Source organism: Lactobacillus laiwuensis (assembly GCF_019972835.1).
Classification (GTDB): Bacteria; Bacillota; Bacilli; order Lactobacillales; family Lactobacillaceae; genus Lactobacillus; species Lactobacillus laiwuensis.
Window position 1 is genome coordinate 19,951 of sequence record NZ_BPPB01000003.1, and the last position, 19,159, is coordinate 39,109.

Consider the following 19,159-nt stretch of genomic DNA (forward strand, 5'->3'; position numbering starts at 1 on the left):
AAAATCATATTTACAGCAATATTCTAGTTCCAGGCATTTTTATTGTCAATATAGTATTTGATATTTACTTGTTGCAAATAACTTATATTTAAAAAATAAACTATTTAATTTATAAAATAACATATTTTTATTAAAAAATGCACTTATAATATAATTTATTAGGATATAAAATAACATTAATAAGTATTAAAAAAACAATAATCTTTTAAATATTTATGTATATAAGAAATATTTCCAATAATTAATCTTTTCATATATTTTTATATACTATACAGTAGTTAAAACACTGTTTACTATATATGAATATTTTTATAAACCTTATACTAACTTGATTTGTGGGATTAATTTTAATATTTGAAAAAATACTATATAAAAGAATAGTTATATACTATTAGTTTTAAAAAACTACAAAAAAGCGCAAAAAAAAGTGCCGGAAAATGTTATTTCTAACATTTTCCGACACTTTATTTAAGCTATTTCAATTTAAAAGTTAGCTTTTTTAACAAAACGTCCTTTTGAAATAATGAAATATCTCTTGCCGTTTATCTTGACTGAATTACCATAAGTCTTAACTGACTTACGTTTCTTCAATACTTTCTTGTTTGCACGATGACCATATTGGTTGTAAACATAGGCATTGTGCTTTAACTTCAACTTCTTGGCATCGATATTGCCGGCTGCAATAAACATACCATCTGGAAGTTCGTAGCAAACCTTACCGTTGACTGTCTTCTTACCAACAGTTCCAACTTGAGAACCTGCTTGGAAGATCAACTTGTTAGCACGGTTACCATTCTTATCATAGAGGTAAGCATTGTGCATCAAAGTCTTTTCAACAGTAACTTGAGGTTTTTCAGCAACTGCACTGGTTGGAACTACTTCAGCCTTTGCAGTACTTACAGCTACGACACCTTTAGCAAAATTAGCAGCTTTAACAAAGCGATTCTTGCCAATGATGAAGTACTTCTTGCCACGAATCTTGACAGCTGCACCAAAGGTCTTAATTAGTTTGCCCTTCTTGTATACACCAGTCTTCTTTACCCGTTTGCCAAATTGATTGTAAATATATGCATTATGCTTCAGCTTACGAGTTGAATGATCAATGTTACCAGCAGCAACGTAGTAGACCTTGTTCTTAGCACCTTTATCAACAAGGACGTAGTAGTCTTTACCATTAATGGTCTTAGTGCCATAAGTAGTTAGGACTGAACCAGCTCCAAGAGTTATCTTGTTAGCACGTTTACCAGTTTCATCATAGAGGTAAGCATTGTGCATCAAAGTTACATCTGAAGAGTGGCTCATATCAACTTTCGTGCCATCATCCTTATTCGTGTTAGAAGTGTTGTCTGCAGTTGGGTTCTTTGCTGGTATTACTGGTTGAATTGGAGTAGCTATTCCACCACCATTATTGTTGTTATCACCATGCAGAATCTTATCGATTGTAGATGTATCAGAACAATCTTGATGGATTTGGTGGATACCATTACCACGAATATTATCAATATCAGTTACATTGTCAGCTTTATCGATCTTATCCTTGGCATCTTTAGCGTCCTTATCAATCTGCTCATTAATCTTATTCTTATCAGCATCAGTGTAATCAGTGCCATCCTCATGCTTTAGATGGTTGACTTTATCCTTAGCAATATCAACTGCATCATCAATTGCGCCTTTAGAAATTTCCTTATCAGCGTTGGTCTTATCAGAGTTGATACCATTTTGTGATGAACTATGAACATGCTTGTTCTTTTCATAAGCATCATCTGTCTTAGGCGTCTTGCTGTCATCACCAAACTCATTGTGAATCGTATCTACCGCATCACTATGGTTCTGGGAAATTTCGCTGTTAGCGTGAGAAACATTCGGATCACCTTCGGCTTCAGCATCATTAATTACAACATTGATATCATTATGAGCATCATTTTTAATCTGATCAATCTTATCTTTGTTAGATGCGGCAGTACCATTAGAAGAATCGATCTGGTTGATCTTGTCCTTAGTGTCTTCAACAACCTTATCAACATCACCCTTTAGACGATCCTTGGTATTGTCATCCAACTTATCATTATTATCAATATCAGTCTTAGCTTTATTAGCTTCGTTCTTAACTTCTTGAAGAGCATTCAACTTATTAAGAGAAGTCATACCCTTATCGTAAGCTGAACTTGCATCCTTAATGTTCTCAGCTTTATTAATTGCTGCAATTGCATTATTAATATCGTCGAGGTAGTCTTTGTAATCAGGATCAGCCTTTTGACCAGAGGTTAATTTATTAAGACCAGCTTGTAAACCAGCTACACCGTCCGTACCGGTCAAAGCATTCTTTTGTTCATCAGCGAACCATTCACTAGGTTTAGTCCAAATAGCATCGATTGCTTTACCAATCTCGTCCTTATTAGTTGGAACATCTTTAATGTCAGTCTTACCATCAATATCAGACTTTTCATCGGTAAAGGCCTTATCAATTGCATCAGTAGCTTTTTGCTTTTGATCTGCAGTTAACTGTGAGCCCTTAATAACGTCATGCGCTTGAGCACGTTTATCATTAAGTATGGTTTCAGCAGTTGTCTTAGCACCCTCAAGTTTAGCTTGATCAACGATATCTTTGATTCCAGTTACTTTATTACCATTTTCATCTAAGCCATCAATAGTATTTTGAATAATTGTATTTGCTTCAGATGTTACCTGTTCAGGAGTCTTATCTTTACCATTTTCATCTTTGTCAGGTATATTAATGATCTGGTCCTTAGCTTGTTCAACGAGCTTGTCGACTTTATCCTTCAAAGGCTTTTGATCAGCAGCAGACATACCTGAGTTTTCGATGGCATTGATCTCTTCTTGATGTTTCTGCTCAAGTCTAGCAATTGCGTCATTCTTAGCCTTAACAATATCGGCTTTTTGTTGAGCAAGCGTCTTGACTTTGTCAATTCCAGCTTCACCAAAGTCAACTGTTTCGCTACTTTCAGCAACACCTTTTTCAGCTTTATCAACCTTATCCTTAGCTTTGTCAAAGTCATCTTGGCTTGCGCCTTCTGCTAAAGCAATATCATTGATCTTAGAAATAGTCTTTTTCTTGGCAGCTTCAACTTGCGCCTTAAGTTCTGCGATAGTGTCAGCTGGTAGACCAGCTTTATTCTTATCGGTTTGAGCAAAACCATCAATTGTCTTTTCAGCATCAGCAGCATACTGGTTGATAGCAGCAATCTGTTTGTTCTTTTCTGCAAGGAGCTTAGTTGGTAATTCAGCTAATTCAACAGCGTGTTCGGCATCCTTTTCAATTTTATCTAAATCATCGTCAGCAGATGCTTGATAAATATTGCTGATTCCATTTTGAACTGCATTGTCGATATCAGCTTCACCTTGGGCAAGTTCGTTTCCGTCAAGGAGATTATTGCCTTTTTCATCCTTAAGATTGTTAAGGTCATCCTTAGCTTTATTAGCAGCATCCTTCAAAGTCTTGATGTGGTCAACCTTATTGCCGTAATTATCAGTCAGACCGGTAATAGCATTGACACCGTCTTGCGCAGCATTTTGAATTGCTTCTATTGGATTTTTAGCATCATTTTGAGCGTTTTGAATGTTCTTAGCTGCCTTAGCACGCTCTTTTTCGATTGCGTCCTTCATTTGTTTAGCAAGCTCTTTATCATTCTTGCCTAGTTCGTCAGCTTTTCCATTAGCCACGTTAACTGCATCTGATATCTTGCCCAAAGCCTTGTTTACAGCTTCCGTTTTATCTACATCTGAAGTGATTTGGCTTAAAGCATTATTACCATCATTTTGGGCTTTGTTAATAGTAGTTGGATCTCCAGCTTGGGAAATAGCTCCCTTGGCTTTATCAACAGCCTCTGTTACCTTATCCTTAAGAGCTTTGGCTTGATCGTGATTTAACTTACCGTCTTTTTCATCTTTATCTATACGATCGTTGATCTTATCGGCAGCAGTCTGAATGTTGTCTTTAGCAGTTTGCTTGTCTTTATCTATCTGTGCTGTATCAGTACCATTACCGTTATCACCTTGATGATTGATTTCTTTATTGATATCATCTTTACCATTTTGTTGAGCATTGTTGATATCGTCAGGCGTTTCGGCATGATCAATCTTGTCTTTAGCCTTGTCACGATCATTGTTGATATTAATGATGATTTTGTCTTTATCGTCTTTACTAATGGTATTGTCTTTATTAACTTGATCAATGGCATTATCGGCAGTCTTGTCAACATCTGCTTTAGCAACATTCTTAGCAGCTTGGAATTTCGCATCTGACAGGGCTTTATCAATCTTGTCCTTGCCAAGGCCTTTTTCAGTTTCGATATCTGTTTCAGCAGCACCTTCAATTCTGATATGTGCTCTATCGTGAGCAGCCAGAGCCTGATCTTTAAATTGCTTCTTTTGATCAGAAGTTAGATCAGTCAGTTTGTCAATAGCAGAGTCAATATCGGCAAGTTCTTGAGCAAGTTCAGCATTAGCCTTATTCTTTTTAGCCCAAAGAGCGTCATCTTTATCTTTATCACCTGTACCAGAATCTTTAATGTTTTTAATACTGTTAAGAGCATTATCTTTAATTTGAAGTACTGTCGAACTGGTAGTAGCGGCATTAATATCTGCAATTCCCAGTTTAGCAACGTCATCGACACCGTCTTTGTCTCTCTGGCTGGTCAACTTATCCTTAGCGGCTTGTGCGGCATCCTTGACAGTTTGAACAGCGACAACCTTAGTCATTGCTACGTTGGCTGTGTCACCTGCAGTATTGATAGAATTGATGGCATCATTAGTTAATCCACTAATAGTATCTTTATCAAAGGCTTTATCAATTGCGGCCTCAGCTTGTTCAGCAAGTGCTGGAATATCTTTGACAGCCTTATCGTATGCAGCCTGAGCTTGCTTCTTCTCATCGTCAGTTAAAGCATCATATGCATCTTTTAAGTTCTGTAAAGCTGTATTTTGAGCACCTTCAATTTTGGCCTTTGCTTCTCCTTTGGCTTTGTCCATATCAGCTTTATTGGCCTTAGCTTCAGCTTGTAAGATGCCAGTTTCACCGTCTTTTTCAGCTTTATTAGCATCTTCAACTGTAAGTTGCTTACCAACTAATGCTTCAGCATCATCACGAGCTTTTTGAATATTGGTAGTGGCTGCACCCTTGTCAGCATCTGACATAGTTGAGCTGTTAATCCGGTTAATTGCTTGTTGAGCATAGTCATTTAACTTTTGCTTATCATCTGATATTGTCTTGTCTAAGCCCTTTGCTTTGCCTAGGATATTCTCCATATTGGTAATCCCGGCATCACTTTGAGAATTAATCTTAGCAACAGTATTAGAAGTTGGGTCTTTAACCTTCTTGACAGCATCGTTATACGCATTTTGCAGGTCAGTCTTAATACCAGCTTTACCAGCGGTACTGATATTGGTTAAACCGTCAATAGCTGCATTATCTGTATTGAATTCATGTTGTAAATCAGTTAGAGCTTTGTCTCTAGCAGATTGCAAGTCAGCATTATTTCTAATGTCGTTTAAGTCTTCAATACCTGCATTGTGAGCTGAGTTAACAGTGTTCTTATCAGCAGCGCTAACGGCTTGTTTAGCATTACTTAAAGTAGAAGAAATCTGGTCAAAGTAGTTATTCTTTTCAGTGTTAGACAAGTTAGGATCTGCTTGAATATGGTCATGCAGAGCTTGAGCTTGATCTTCTAAATCTGCGATCGCGTTATTCTTAGCTTTTGCTAAGTCGACTTTGTCTTTATCTTGAGAAACGCTGTCAGCAACTGCCTTCATAGCATTGATACCAGTGTTCTTGTCAGTAACAACATCTGCTGGAGTATGGTCATTAGATACAGCAGTTATCGCAGTTGTATAGGCATTGTCAATATCATCAAGGTCTTTTACCCAGTCATCATCAGAAAGTGTCCCATTCTTATGAGCATCATTAACAATTCCCTTGTCAGTATCCTTTTCAGCATTCAATTCTGCAATTGCTTGTGCTTTAGCAGCTGTAACTTGGCCTAAAACAAGATCACCATTAATGTTGCTCTCACCGTCTTTTTCAGCAGTATCCATAGCATCTTTGTTACTTGCTGAGTTGATGGCATTAGTTGCTGAAGCAGCATGCTTATCAATCAAATCTTTGTAGTATTGCTTGTTACTTGGGCTGAGGTACTTGTCAGGAATCTTATCAATAGTATCCTTAGCGTTTGTAGCTGCATCTTGCAATGCTTTAAGTTGAGAGCTCTTCTCCTTGTTAAGACCTGCTAAATCTTTGCTTGCAGCAGTGGCCTTAACACTATTAATCTTGTCAATTGCTGCCTGTTTATCAGCTGTGATCTTAGCAGGGTCAGTATCTTTATTGACATTGTCAACACCCTCAGTAGCATCGGCTTTAATAGTATTAATTAATGAATTTCTATCTCCATCAGTTAAATTAGGATATTTGGTTTTATCATTAATTTCTTTAATAGCATTATCTCTTGCTTGATTAATGGCGTTGATAGCATCGTTCTTGTTACCAAGGGAAGAATTACTTATCAGCAAGTTGTTTAAAGCATCGATACCATCTTTAGTGGCAGTATTGACATCTTCAAGAGTGTTAGTCTTAGGATCATCAATTTGGTCCTCGTAGCCAGTCTTGTTGCTATTAGATAATAAATCCTTAGCTGCTTGCTTTGCTTTTTCAATATCATTAGCAGTCAGGCCCTTAACTTTTTCAAGTTTGCTTTCAACATCTTTTTCAGCTTGATCAAGTTGCTTCTTAGCAGATTCTTTGTAGGCTGCTAAAATAGCTTCCTTACCCTTAGTAATATCACTACCAATGTCACTGGCTGCGGTGTGACCAGCTATAGCATCTTCAGCCGTCTTAGCAGCAACATCAATACCAGCATCTGTGTCAACACCAAGATTACTCTTAGCTTCATCTGCATAATCTTGAACTTGCTTCTTAGCAGATTCCTTGAAACTATTCCCAACATTTGTCTTACCATCTTTTAAGTTGCCGGTAACCATTGCAACGGAACTTGACTGGCCAATTAGGCTGCTTGCATTATTAACAGCTTGGTCTATATTATCGTCTGATTTTACACCAAGTGCATCTTTATCGGTATTAGCCATGTCAGTAAGCTGATTCTTTGCAGCTGTCTTATAGTTGTTTAGGACGTTGGTCTGACCTTTAGTCATATCATTTTTGATATCAGTAAAATCAGTGTGATCATCAATAGCATTTGCAGCTTCACTAACGGCCTGATCAATCTTGGTGTCGGATTTAACTCCAAGACCTTCTTTGGCAGCGTTAGCATCATTTTCAACTTTAGTTTTAGCGGCATCCTTTAGTTTGCCTAATATATCATCCTTAGCCTTCTTTTCAGCCGTAGCTATGTCAGTAGCATGGTCAATGTTATCCAGTTCTTTCTTTAAAGCTGGATCAATAACTGAATCAGATGAAGGAATACCTAAAGCAGACTTGCCCTTTTCAGTATAACCAGCAACTTCGGCTTTTGCTGCTTCCTTATTAATCTTGTCATTAACTGCTTTTTGGATTCCTGTAATGTCATCAATAGTGTTAGCTGGATTATAAATTGAATTCTTATCAGTCGAAGGATTTGCTAAAGCGGCATTTTTAGCTGTATTAATGGCATCAATGTATGGCGCCTGTTCATTTTCAGATAAGCCTGATTGCTTCACGCGATTAATTGCGTCTTGTGCAGCGGTATCAATAGCTTGTTGTGCTTTCTCTTTAGCTTGTGCAGCGGCTTGAATTTGTTCAACCACTTTCTGTGCTGGATCCATAGCATCTTTTAAAGCTTTTAATGCAGCTTCTTCACGTTTAGATACTTCATCTACGTTTCCTGCACCATATACTGACTTACCTGAATCGTAACCAGGATCCGATGCAGTTTGTACTACTTTTGTCGCACTCTTAATTGCTTCTTCTAGAGCAACTTGTTCTTTAGATTTAGGATTAGACTTAGGAAATTGACTATCTAAAGTATTGGCATCTTCAATTTTCGATTTAATATTATTAGCTGCAGTGTCCTGTGCTATTTTTAAGATGCTCACAATTACTGGCCGTTCTTTGCTCTCTACATCCAACGGATTGTATTCAATAAAGTTAGCGGTAGGTGTTAGTTTAATTTTAGTGTTGGAATTAATCTGACTAACAATATCAGCAGGTACTTTAACATTAAATATGTAATTCTTACCAGATTGAGTAACTTCACCTGCAAACTCAGTTGGCAAATCTGTAGCATCATTATTCGTATATTGATATGGAGGATCATCGATCTTATTATTTAAGCTTATTGTACCTTTTCCACTATCTATCTCTGCCATGATATATGCTTTAGTGCCAAGAGGTAAAATCAGTTTAAATGGGTTCGTTGGGTCTGAATCAGGTCCATCCTTTTCATTCTTATAACCATCTACAATTCCAGAAATTGTCCAAGAACCATCTTTTTTGCCGGAAGCATCAACATTTGCTTTGGCAGTAACACTTTCAGGCTTGATATCTAGAAATCCAGAAGAATTAGCCGGACCAAAGGCAATATCATTATATCCAATGTTCGTTGGATCGGCGAAAGCTTGTTCAATAATATTTTTGAAAATTGTATCATAGTTTACTGATATGCCGGATTTAGCAATTGTATCTAAAGAGTCATATATATTTTGTAAACGCTGATCTTTAAAGTAAGGCAATTTTTTAATTAGTTCCCAAGTCTTGCTTGTAAACATATATTTGCCATTTTTACCACCTTGTCCATTGAGTAGTACAAGTTTATCAACCTTAATAGTTTTATCTTTATGAACTTGTAAAGTATGGAATGGGGGTAAAGTTAGACCCTGATCACCTAAAAAGTTTAATTTCTGGCGCACATTAGTAATCGTGATAGCATTATCACCAATAATGCTAGTGCCAGGAGAAGTGTTCAAGTGACAGTCAAGTACTAATGAAGTAGGGTTATTAACAATTAACTTACCATTACCTTCGACATTAACTAAAATTATATCGTTTGTACCGGCTCCGGTTCCAGCTCCAATAGATTTATCACCATTTAGCCGAATATTGAAAGCACCATTTTCAATATCGGCCTTATTACCGATATTAACTAATGTACCCTTATAATCACCCATATCTTGACCAGTAATATTTAAGGCACCATTTGGTTTAACAGTAAAGTTACCCTTATCTTTTATTAAATAGCCACTATTATTACCTGAGATATCGCCATTAGTTGTAATGTCTACTGTTCCACCAGTGCCATCACCATTGCTGTCAATAACAAATTCAGTGTTACCATTATTTAAATTAATAGCTTGAGCTTGTTTTTTGTCAAGCTTTCCAGCGTAATCTGATTGTCCCAGATTAATTGTTAAATGACCTTTAACGTTTACAGAACCTTTACCATTGATCCAAATAGCATATATAGTACCATGTTCACCACTATTTGCGTTAAATTTGCTATCATTATTCTTAAGAGGGTTTAAAGTTACGTCTGCACCTTTAGCGATATAAACATTATCATTATTACCATTCATTTCAATAGCAGTACCGTCGAGAGTGTTGCCGACAAACTTACTACCCTCATCAAAATAAAGTGAATTGTAAGCACTAGTAAATTCAAATATTTGCTGGTTATCTCCGCCGCCCTTAGCTTGTGAACCATCTACAGGGCTCGTGTAAGCATTTCTAACTTGGTCAACAGTAACAGTATCTTTAATATGGATTTCGTTATGATTTCCAACATATAAAACCTGTGAACCATGGAAGTCGACATTATCAAGAGTTATTACAGCCGTATTATCTGTATTATCTGGATAAGTAGTATAGTGATAGTCATTTGTTCTTGCTACCCCATAAAAGTCTGAACTCCAAATAGTAACATTTTTATAGGTCAGGTCTAACTTTTCCCTTCCTTGTAAATTAGGATGAGAGCCCTTAAAATCAATAATGTGTCTTCCACTGCCGCCTGAAGTAATTAATAATTTGCGACCAGGAAAATGTATATTGGTCTCAGTACCTGTGGTATCAGACACGATATTGTTCATAATATCAATTTCATTAATAACAGTACCTTCAGGCAAATATTTTTTATCTAATGTCAGCGCAGTTCTAAATTGATTCCAGTTTGTTACTTTAGCAACATTTCCAATAATAAAAGGTGTATTATCATCAACTTTTGTCTGAACTGCTTTTCCATCTAATCCTGTTTTATCAGTAGTAGTGGTATCTTCATCAGAAACAGCAGTATCCTTATCTGAATTAGTAGTATCGCCAGTCACATCAGCCGGCAACTTACTACTATCAGAATTTTGATCATCTGAATCAGTTATGTCAGTTGGGGTTTTATCAGTAGTGGTATCTTGTTTGCCTTCATCTGAACCTGTTACGGGAGTAGTTGCACTATTATTTGAATCAGCTGTAGTAGCTTCCTGCTTATCTTTATCTGCAGTGTCCTTATCAGCTTTATCTTTAGTAGTATCAGCCTTATCCTTAGCTGTAGTATCTTTTACCTCACTAGTCTTTGAGTCTTTTAAGAATGAACTCAAGCCTGAAAAAGTTGACAAGTCAGTCTCAGTCTTCTTTTTAGAAACTGTGGTTTCAGCCTTAGTTGTATCTTTAGTACTTGTTCCCTTAGCTTCAGTAGTAGAGTTGTCCTTATTCGACTCCTCACTTACTTGTTGTGCAGGCTCAACTGTGTCGGCTTTTACGCTTTGGCTATTCAAGCCAAAGAAGGTGAAACCTAACAAAACAGAAGCAGCACCAATACTCAATTTACGTATTGAGAAATGATCCTGCTTGTCCTGCATCTCCATCTTTCTTAATCTTTCATTGTAATTATTTTTACCTAGCATATTTATCCTTCCTAAAAAGTATGTATGATTAGTATGTTCGAATACTATTTTAGGATTGAAAATAGCTATTGTCAATATAATATCTAAGTCAAATATAGTATTTATAAATAACCATACTATAAAAATTGATAAAATTTAAAAATTAAAAAACGTTATAAATATTAAATATTTTATTAAGCTGTGATCTTTTATGTAAAAAATAACATTATAAGGAACATAAAAATTGACATTTACTTCCTTTTCTGAAGCAAATAATTAGTATAAATAATTTAGTGAAATTAATAACTATGTTTTTTTGAATAAACAAAAATGCTAAAAAGCACTTTGCAACAACCGCATTTTTGTTATTCAAATGGGGTCTGGAAAATAATAAAATAATTTTCTTTTCCTAACTGGGAAAAAACATTAAAAATGCTTGAGTCTGATAACAAATTCAGTTTTTTGACTTGAAAAATTTGTAATAAAAAACTTGCTTTTGTAACATATTTGTACAATTTTTCACACCTATAACAAATAATTAGTAAATGAGTATCATCAAATAAATATCTACAATTTTTGAAAAATAAAAAAATTATTTTGCTGAAACAGATATTTAGTTTTCTATCTTGACAAAAGTTATGATGCTTAGTACTATAATAATTGATCTGAGTCGATCGAATAGCTTAATTGTATAAGGTTGACCGGTCAAACATAAGACATGCGAGATAGTAAATAACTTTCGAATCGGAAGACTATCTTTTGCGATAGGATCCACATTCGTTGCGATACATCTCATTTTTTGAACACTGCGGGTTCAACAAGCATTGTTTTGCTATGTTTCGATGACTCGGATTTCTTGAGAATATTAGGAAACGGTCTGCGGACCGTTTTTTGTTTGGAGATTTTATGGCTATAAAAGTTGTTATCACTATCTATCTAGCAATATTACTTTTGACTGCCTTTTATTTATGGCATAATCGCCACAGTCATTTTTTAATCTATGATAGTAAAAACATTTCTAACTTCAGCTCTATCATGTCCTGGACTGCAATTATTTTGAGTTTAGAAACTTTGCTAGGTTTGATTTTAGTATTTCAAACAAATAAGTACCTTAATTTAATTACCTTAGCTCTTAGCAGTATCACTATTTTAATTTTTAGTCTTTTACTTAATCAAAAGGGTGATTAATTGCACTAAAATTTGGTAAAATAGTGGTAAGAGAGGTGTTTTAAATGATGAAACAATATCACCGTATTCAAGTCGCAGTTGACGGCTCCAAGGAAGCCGACTTAGCTTTTAAGAAGGCTATCTCTGCTGCTAAACGGAATGATGCTGCATTGGAAATTCTGCATGTAATTGATACCAGATCTTTCCAAAATGTTTCTAGCTTTGATTCAGAGATGGTTGAGCAAGTATCAAACGATGCTAAGGAAAAATTGCAGAATTACTACAAGCAAGCTACGGAAGCTGGCGTCAAGGAAGTTCACTATTCAATTGAATTTGGAGCTCCCAAGGCAATCATTGCCCACCAATTTCCTAAAAAGCACCAAATTGATTTAATCATATTAGGAGCTACTGGTCTGAACGCTGTTGAGCGCATATTAATCGGCAGCGTGACAGAATATGTTACCAGAACTGCTGATTGTGACGTCTTAGTCTGTCGTTCAAACGAAAACTTAACCAAGTAAAAAAAGAGCATTTCATTTTTTATGTGAAATGCTCTTTTTGTGTGTTATTACCTTTATAATTCAAAGCTCATGTTTTTATTTGACTAACCTTAAATATGGTGTAGGTGAAGTATTATCTTCAATGAAAGACGTTCTATAAATAGCTTCTAGTTCTTCGATAGGCAGACCTGAAATTGAAATTAAATCCTGCTTAGTTACTAAGTTTGCATCTAAAAGCATACCTAAAGCAGTTTTGAAAATACTTGGATGTTCTTGTGGTAACTTATTATCATCAGGTTCATGTTTTCTCCAATGATTTTTTGAAATTTGCTTTTGCAGATAAATGTATTGGTTTTCGGATAATAAGTGCAATACATTGGCTTTATATATTAAAGCAGCGATAGAAACGTTCCAGTATAATTTAGCTTGCCTGAAAAAATTCATACTACCAGCCACTAAATAGTCAGTAAACGACTCATCAGGAAGTAAAAAGTAGGAAGCAAATTGATTAGCTTGTTTTTCCAATAAGTTCTTATATTTATTGTTATTCAAGTCAAAAACATTTTCAACACTATTATGTAACAATATGTGTCCTAGTTCATGTGCCAAGTTGAAGCGTCTTCTCATAACAGATTCATTATTATCTGTTAATGCAATCAGTGGCACATCATTTATACGTGTAGAAACTGCATCCATTTTTTCACTATGCATAGTTGTTTCAGTAATAATAATACCATTTGCCTCCATAACATTAGTAAGATTTTTAATTGGACCATTTCCTAACTGCCACATCTTACGAGTTTGTGAGGCTAAACGTTGTATTATTTCTGGTGTAATTTTTTCAATTTTAATATTTAGTGGTTCAGGGATTTTCAGTTGTGGTAGTTTAATATATTTAGATATATATAATAAACTTTGAGCGGCCATTTCTAATCTAATTTTTTGCATTTCCCTTAACTTATTTGTACTTGCAGCTTGACTTCTAAAGAACACAGTACCCATTGGAATAACAATATCTGGTTTTCCAAAAAAGTAAACTGGAAATTTTAAAGCATTTGCAAGCTTTAAAATTGATTCTCCACGAGGCTTAGTAGCACCTAACTCATACTTACTTATTGATTCCCGCGAAAGAGAAGATTTAGCAGCCAATTCTGTCATGCTAAGTCCTCTCATTAGTCTGGCTTTTTTAAGTTGATTAGGATTAAATTTGACCTCCATTTTTCTTCTCTCTTTCTAACATACGTTTTACTTCATTTTGAAATTCCAAATCAATTTCTTTCTGTTCTGTAGCACTCACAGTTTCAAAAGTAGTAAACGAATTAGTAATGTCTTTAATATCTATCCAAGAAGTAACTCCATCATTAGGCATTCCAATATTTACATAATCTAATTTATAATCAGTACCACCATATGTAACCATTAAATACATTTGATTAGGGCTCACTGCTCATAGATTGTTTGTTGAGTATATTTTTACTTTTTAGCACTTTTTCGTCAAGTTTTGTATAAATTAAGTCTTTCTCAATTTTAAATTCGAACCATGCGAATAAAATTAACTTTAAGAAAAACGAAAACTTAACCAAGTAAAAAAGAGCATTTCATTTTTGACGTGAAATGCTCTTTTTGTGTGTTACTAAATTGTTAGAAATCGCCTGCTTGGCTGAACATGTAGTCTTTATTATGAAACTTCATGGACAAGATCATCCCAATACCAATCATATTTCCAATTAGGGCCGAACCACCCTGAGAAATAAACGGCAACGGAATACCTGTGAGCGGCAAGAGATCAATACTCATGCCGATGTTTTCAAACACGTGGAAAAGTATCATCATAATTACGCCGGTTGAAACGTAAGAATAAAAGGCGTTTTTAGTATCAAATGTGATGCGTACCATCTGCACGATCAAGTATAAGTAAAGCAAAATGACGGCCACACTACCAACAAAGCCGAATGATTCACCAATTACTGAATAAACCATGTCAGAACCTCGTACTGGTACGTAAACACTCAGTTTGCCAAAGCCATTGCCAAAAATTTGTCCAGAACCGATGGACTGCATACTTTGCCACAATTGATAGGCAGCTTTAGAAGTATCAGTAGATGGATTCAGCCAAGACATAATACGTCTGAACTGATATGGCTGGAAAAAGTGACTTAAAATTGATTGTCCTCCGGGCGTGGTAACCATGTAAATGACCACGACTCCCAAGACAAAAACTGCCGCAAACATCGGTGCAATAATTTTCCAAGAAATACCGGAAACTAGCACCACGCCACCTACAATTGCAATAAAGACTAGCATCGTACCGAAGTCATTTTGCAGTTTTAACAGTATGGCAATCGGTAACAGCCATGCTAACATTTTACCGATTAAAATCCAGTCATTTTTGATAGTATGAGCGAACTTGTCATTATGCTCGCGCACGACCCGCGCCAGCATTAGTATAAAAGCCGGTTTCATGACTTCAGATGGCTGAAAAGAAATTGGCCCGAGCTTAAACCAGCTTTTGGCACCGGCATCTGCAGCAATGCTGCGATTATAAAAGAACAAAACCGCAATCAAGAGCAATATGCCAAGTCCATAAACATACGGTGCGATGCGGAAAAGTTGCTCGGCATCAAACTGAATCACAAACACAACGATGGCCACTGAAATAATATACCAAAGTCCTTGCATTGCCACCGCTTTAACCGGGCTACCCATGTGACTGGGATCGTCAACCGCAGCAAAATAAATGGAATAAAGGCCCACAGTTGCTAGCAGCAGTACGGGGACAACAATATTCCAGGCAATGCGATCAAAAAGACTGGATTTATTTTGTACTTTGACCATTAATTATCACAACCTATTATTTTTCATGTAAAGCAAAGTATGAAAGCAAATCATTAATGCAGCTTTCGAGGCTTTTGGCATACAAGATACTATTGGTTTTGCCAGTTGTAGCCCGATAACGACCAGCAATTTTTTCAATTACTCCAATAGATTTTTTCTGAGGAATTACTACTTCCCAGGTAGGGTTTTCTTTACCCTTGACTTCATTAATTTCAACGTTAATATTTTCAGGTTTTTTTGACATAAATTCTCCTACTTTATATTTGGATGAAATTTCTTTGCTATAATTTCATCTTCATATCGTTCTGGATGAGGATTGCGAAAAATAGTAAATTTATCTGGTACGGGATCAACTCCACCGCGCACAAAAGGATTGCAACGCAATATCCGACAAATTCCCATTATCAGTCCTAAAAATGGCCCAAATTTGGTTAAGGCATCAACCATGTAAGTTGAGCAGGTCGGATAATAACGGCAAGACTTTGGCAAAGCTGGAGAAATAAATCTCTGGTAAATTTTGACTAAATAAATCAATATTTTTCGCAAATCGAGCCTCCAAAAATTAGTGGCGCTGATGCTTTTCAATATTCTTGAGCAAAATCCCAGTACCAAGTGCTACCGCTTCAAGTGGATGATCAGCTGTAAGTACCGGCACTTTAAGGTAATATGAAATCAGCTTGTCAATATTTTTCAAAAGCGCTCCGCCACCAGTGAGCATGATACCGCGATCAATGATATCCGCCGAAAGCTCAGGTGGTGTTTTTTCCAAAACTTCTTTAGTAGACGCGATAATAGTCATCAAGCCATCGTGAAGTGCTTCCTGAATTTCAGGCGCAGTCACAGTGGCCTGCTTCGGCAAGCCATCAACCACATCACGACCGCGAACAGTGATTGTTTCATCCTTATCTGGTTCAAAAGCACTACCAATTTCAATTTTAATTTGTTCAGCGGTCCGAGAACCAATCAGCAAGTTATGCTTATTTTTGATATAAGATACAACTGCCTGATTCATATGATCACCAGCATAGCGCAGTGATTGACTGGTAACAATTTCACCCATTGATAAAACAGCAATATCAGTAGTACCACCACCAATATCGATTACAATGTTGCCTTGAGGTTTAAAAATATCAAGACCAGCACCGACAGCAGCAACTTTAGGCTCAAAATCAAGGTAGACTTTACCTCCGCCCGATTTTTCAGCAGCCTGAATAATCGCCTTCTGTTCAATTGATGTTACTCCTGTAGGAGCGCAAATTAAAATATTTGGCTTGGACATAAAGCCCTTGACGTTCAGCTTTTCAATAAAGTATGACAGCATCGCTTCGGTAATGTCGAAATCAGCAATAACACCATTTTTTAAAGGGCGAATTACACGGATATTGCCCGGTGTTCTCCCTACCATCTTGTATGCTTCTGTTCCGACAGCTACTACTTTATTTGTACTTGTATTAACGGCAACAACTGAGGGCTCATTTAAGACAATTCCCTTGCCGGAAACATTAATGAGCACATTTGCTGTCCCTAAATCTATTCCTATATCTCTTGCCACGATAATCCTCCATCATATTCAATGTATATTTTACCATAAAGATTTCAAGTTTGTTTGGGACTTTATCCGCTTTACCAAGTCTTAAAAGAAATTACTTAATTGCAAAGAAGTATCAATTAATGTGATCAAAAAATTACCAACAAGAAAACCTAGAGCAATCGCAGCAAAAATCAGCAGCAGCTGTGCTTCAAAGACCCTGTTTTTACGAATTATTTTTTCAATGCGGACACTTTTCATAATCTGAAAGGACAAGCCGATCGTAATTAAATAAATTACTATACTAATTAAGGCATGGACGCCAAGTTGAAACATATTCTTTCTCACTTTTCTTAAGTCACAATAAAAGCGGACGCACAAAGCAGTGCATCCGCTTAAAACTTTAATTCTAATTGTCTGAATTGTAAACACTTATTCGATTGATGGCTCTTCTGAGTGCAACCTGTGCTCTTTCAAGTGATCGCTGGTCATGAGCAGCTTGAGCTTTTTTCAGTGCATTTTGTGCACGTTCTCTAGCTGCCTTAGCTCGAGATACATCAATATTGCCAGCTCGTTCAGCACTGTCAGCGATTATGGTAGCTACATTATTGGAAAACTCAAAGTAGCCACCGCTAACAGCAATGTGATTGACAACATTATTCATTTCACGGCTTCTTTTGACTTTAATCTCACCTATCGCCAGTGGAGTCAAAATCGGCAAGTGATTATACATCACTGAACGTTGACCATCAATGGCCCGCATTTCCACAATACTGGAGTGATGAGAAAAAATCAGGCCATCTGGAGTTACAACATTTACCATAAAAAGTTTTTCTGGATCTGCCATTTGACATCACCTTACTTTTCTAATAATGCTTTAGCTTCTGGATCACTAGGAGTTACACCCATTTGCTCAGCCTTCTTTAAAACATCTTCAATTCGGCCTACACTACGGAATGCATCTTCAGGAAGATCATCTAAGTGACCATCCAAAATCATCTTAAAGCCCTTAATCGTTTCTTTAATGGGAACATAAGAACCAGGCACACCTGTAAATTGCTCTGCCACGAAGAAGTTTTGTGATAAGAAAAACTGTACTTTACGAGCACGGCTAACAATGACCTTTTCCTCGTCAGACAACTCATCCATTCCCAAAACGGAAATGATATCTTGCAATTCGTGGTAACGTTGCAAAATGTGCTGTACACCTGTTGCCACTTCATAATGTTCTTGACCGACAATTTCTGGGTCCAAAGCACTCGAAGTTGACTGCAACGGGTCAACAGCCGGGTAAATACCTTGCTCAACTAAGCTACGTTCCAAGTTGGTAGTAGCGTCAAGGTGAGCAAAAGTAGTAGCTGGAGCCGGGTCAGTATAGTCATCGGCCGGCACATAAACCGCCTGAATCGAAGTAATAGAACCCTTCTTAGTTGAAGTAATTCTTTCCTGCAGCTGCCCCATTTCAGTAGCTAAAGTTGGCTGATAACCAACGGCACTAGGCATACGTCCTAACAGAGCGGAAACTTCGGAACCAGCCTGAGTAAACCGGAAAATGTTATCAATAAAGAGCAACACGTCCTGGCCTTCAACGTCTCTGAAGTATTCAGCTAAAGTAAGTCCAGTCAATGCTACACGCATTCTGGCACCAGGCGGCTCATTCATTTGACCAAAGACCATGGCTGTTTTGCTTAAAACGCCAGATGCTTTCATTTCAAAGTAAAGGTCATTACCTTCACGTGTTCTTTCACCAACACCGGTAAAGACAGAAATACCACCATGTTCTTGGGCAATGTTATGGATTAATTCCTGAATGATCGTGGTTTTGCCAACACCGGCACCACCGAACAATCCAACTTTTCCGCCTCGAACATAAGGTTCAAGCAAATCAATAACTTTAATACCAGTTTCAAGAATTTCTTGACTTGTAGTCAACTCATCATATTTAGGAGCATTCTTATGAATGCTGTCACGAGCATGATCTTTGTCAAATTTAGGACCATTATCAATAGGTTCCCCTAAAACATTGAAGACACGACCCAAAGTATCATTTCCAACAGGAACTGAAATAGGGCCACCTGTGTCTTCGACTTTCATGCCCCGTCTAAGGCCATTGGTAGATTCCATGGCAATTGTTCTTAATATACCGTCGCCAAGTTCCAATGTAACTTCCAGAACAACAGATTCATCGTCCGACTTAACGACGCGCAAAGCATTGTCAATATCAGGCAGATTTTTGTCAAGCGGGAATTTGACATCGACAACTGGGCCGATTACTTGAACAACTTCACCTTCACTCAAAACATCTACCTCCTTTTCT

Annotated in this window: 12 protein-coding genes; 2 read left to right on the forward strand and 10 right to left on the reverse strand. The window is 36.7% G+C overall.

Annotated elements, in window-relative coordinates; genetic code table 11:
- Positions 1-483: 483 nt before the first annotated feature.
- The gene (locus tag LDM92_RS02295; protein WP_223901883.1) at positions 484-10,833 is read right to left on the reverse strand and encodes an SLAP domain-containing protein; all 10,350 of its coding nucleotides are present in this window, start codon (positions 10,831-10,833) and stop codon (positions 484-486) included.
- A gap of 885 nt (positions 10,834-11,718) precedes the next feature.
- Between LDM92_RS02295 and LDM92_RS02300 the strand changes: the two genes are divergently transcribed.
- Both LDM92_RS02300 and LDM92_RS02305 read left to right on the forward strand, forming a co-directional pair.
- Positions 11,719-12,000 (forward strand): hypothetical protein, encoded by a 282-nt coding sequence (locus LDM92_RS02300; RefSeq protein ID WP_223901884.1) that lies wholly within the window; start codon positions 11,719-11,721, stop codon positions 11,998-12,000.
- Positions 12,001-12,044: 44 nt separating this feature from the next.
- Positions 12,045-12,500 carry a universal stress protein gene (locus LDM92_RS02305; RefSeq protein ID WP_223901885.1) on the forward strand — a complete coding sequence of 152 codons (456 nt, stop codon included), beginning with the start codon at positions 12,045-12,047 and terminating at the stop codon, positions 12,498-12,500.
- 75 nt (positions 12,501-12,575) lie between these two features.
- Here LDM92_RS02305 and LDM92_RS02310 read toward each other — a convergent pair whose 3' ends face one another.
- The 9 genes from LDM92_RS02310 to atpD all read right to left on the reverse strand — a co-directional run bounded on the left by LDM92_RS02310 (position 12,576) and on the right by atpD (position 19,140).
- On the reverse strand, positions 12,576-13,697 hold the full coding sequence (locus tag LDM92_RS02310; protein WP_223901886.1) for a helix-turn-helix domain-containing protein: 1,122 nt from the start codon (positions 13,695-13,697) through the stop codon (positions 12,576-12,578).
- Positions 13,681-13,899, reverse strand: coding sequence for a hypothetical protein (locus LDM92_RS02315; RefSeq protein ID WP_223901887.1), 219 nt, complete (start codon positions 13,897-13,899; stop codon positions 13,681-13,683). Before LDM92_RS02315 ends, LDM92_RS02310 begins: the two co-directional genes overlap by 17 nt.
- A gap of 221 nt (positions 13,900-14,120) precedes the next feature.
- Positions 14,121-15,314: an FtsW/RodA/SpoVE family cell cycle protein gene (locus LDM92_RS02320; protein ID WP_223901888.1), complete on the reverse strand. Its 1,194-nt coding sequence runs from the start codon at positions 15,312-15,314 to the stop codon at positions 14,121-14,123.
- A gap of 16 nt (positions 15,315-15,330) precedes the next feature.
- Positions 15,331-15,558: a DUF2969 domain-containing protein gene (locus tag LDM92_RS02325; RefSeq protein WP_223901889.1), complete on the reverse strand. Its 228-nt coding sequence runs from the start codon at positions 15,556-15,558 to the stop codon at positions 15,331-15,333.
- 8 nt (positions 15,559-15,566) lie between these two features.
- Complete coding sequence (gene yidD, locus LDM92_RS02330) at positions 15,567-15,860, reverse strand: membrane protein insertion efficiency factor YidD (protein ID WP_034981179.1); 294 nt, start codon at positions 15,858-15,860, stop codon at positions 15,567-15,569.
- Positions 15,861-15,876: 16 nt separating this feature from the next.
- The gene (locus LDM92_RS02335) at positions 15,877-16,866 is read right to left on the reverse strand and encodes a rod shape-determining protein (RefSeq protein ID WP_045927967.1); all 990 of its coding nucleotides are present in this window, start codon (positions 16,864-16,866) and stop codon (positions 15,877-15,879) included.
- 81 nt (positions 16,867-16,947) lie between these two features.
- The gene (locus LDM92_RS02340) at positions 16,948-17,178 is read right to left on the reverse strand and encodes a DUF1146 family protein (protein WP_046331980.1); all 231 of its coding nucleotides are present in this window, start codon (positions 17,176-17,178) and stop codon (positions 16,948-16,950) included.
- 73 nt (positions 17,179-17,251) lie between these two features.
- Entirely contained in the window at positions 17,252-17,689 is a 438-nt protein-coding gene (locus LDM92_RS02345; RefSeq protein ID WP_046331979.1) for a F0F1 ATP synthase subunit epsilon, read from the reverse strand.
- A gap of 11 nt (positions 17,690-17,700) precedes the next feature.
- Entirely contained in the window at positions 17,701-19,140 is a 1,440-nt protein-coding gene (atpD, locus tag LDM92_RS02350) for a F0F1 ATP synthase subunit beta (RefSeq protein WP_046331978.1), read from the reverse strand.
- Positions 19,141-19,159 lie beyond the last annotated feature (19 nt).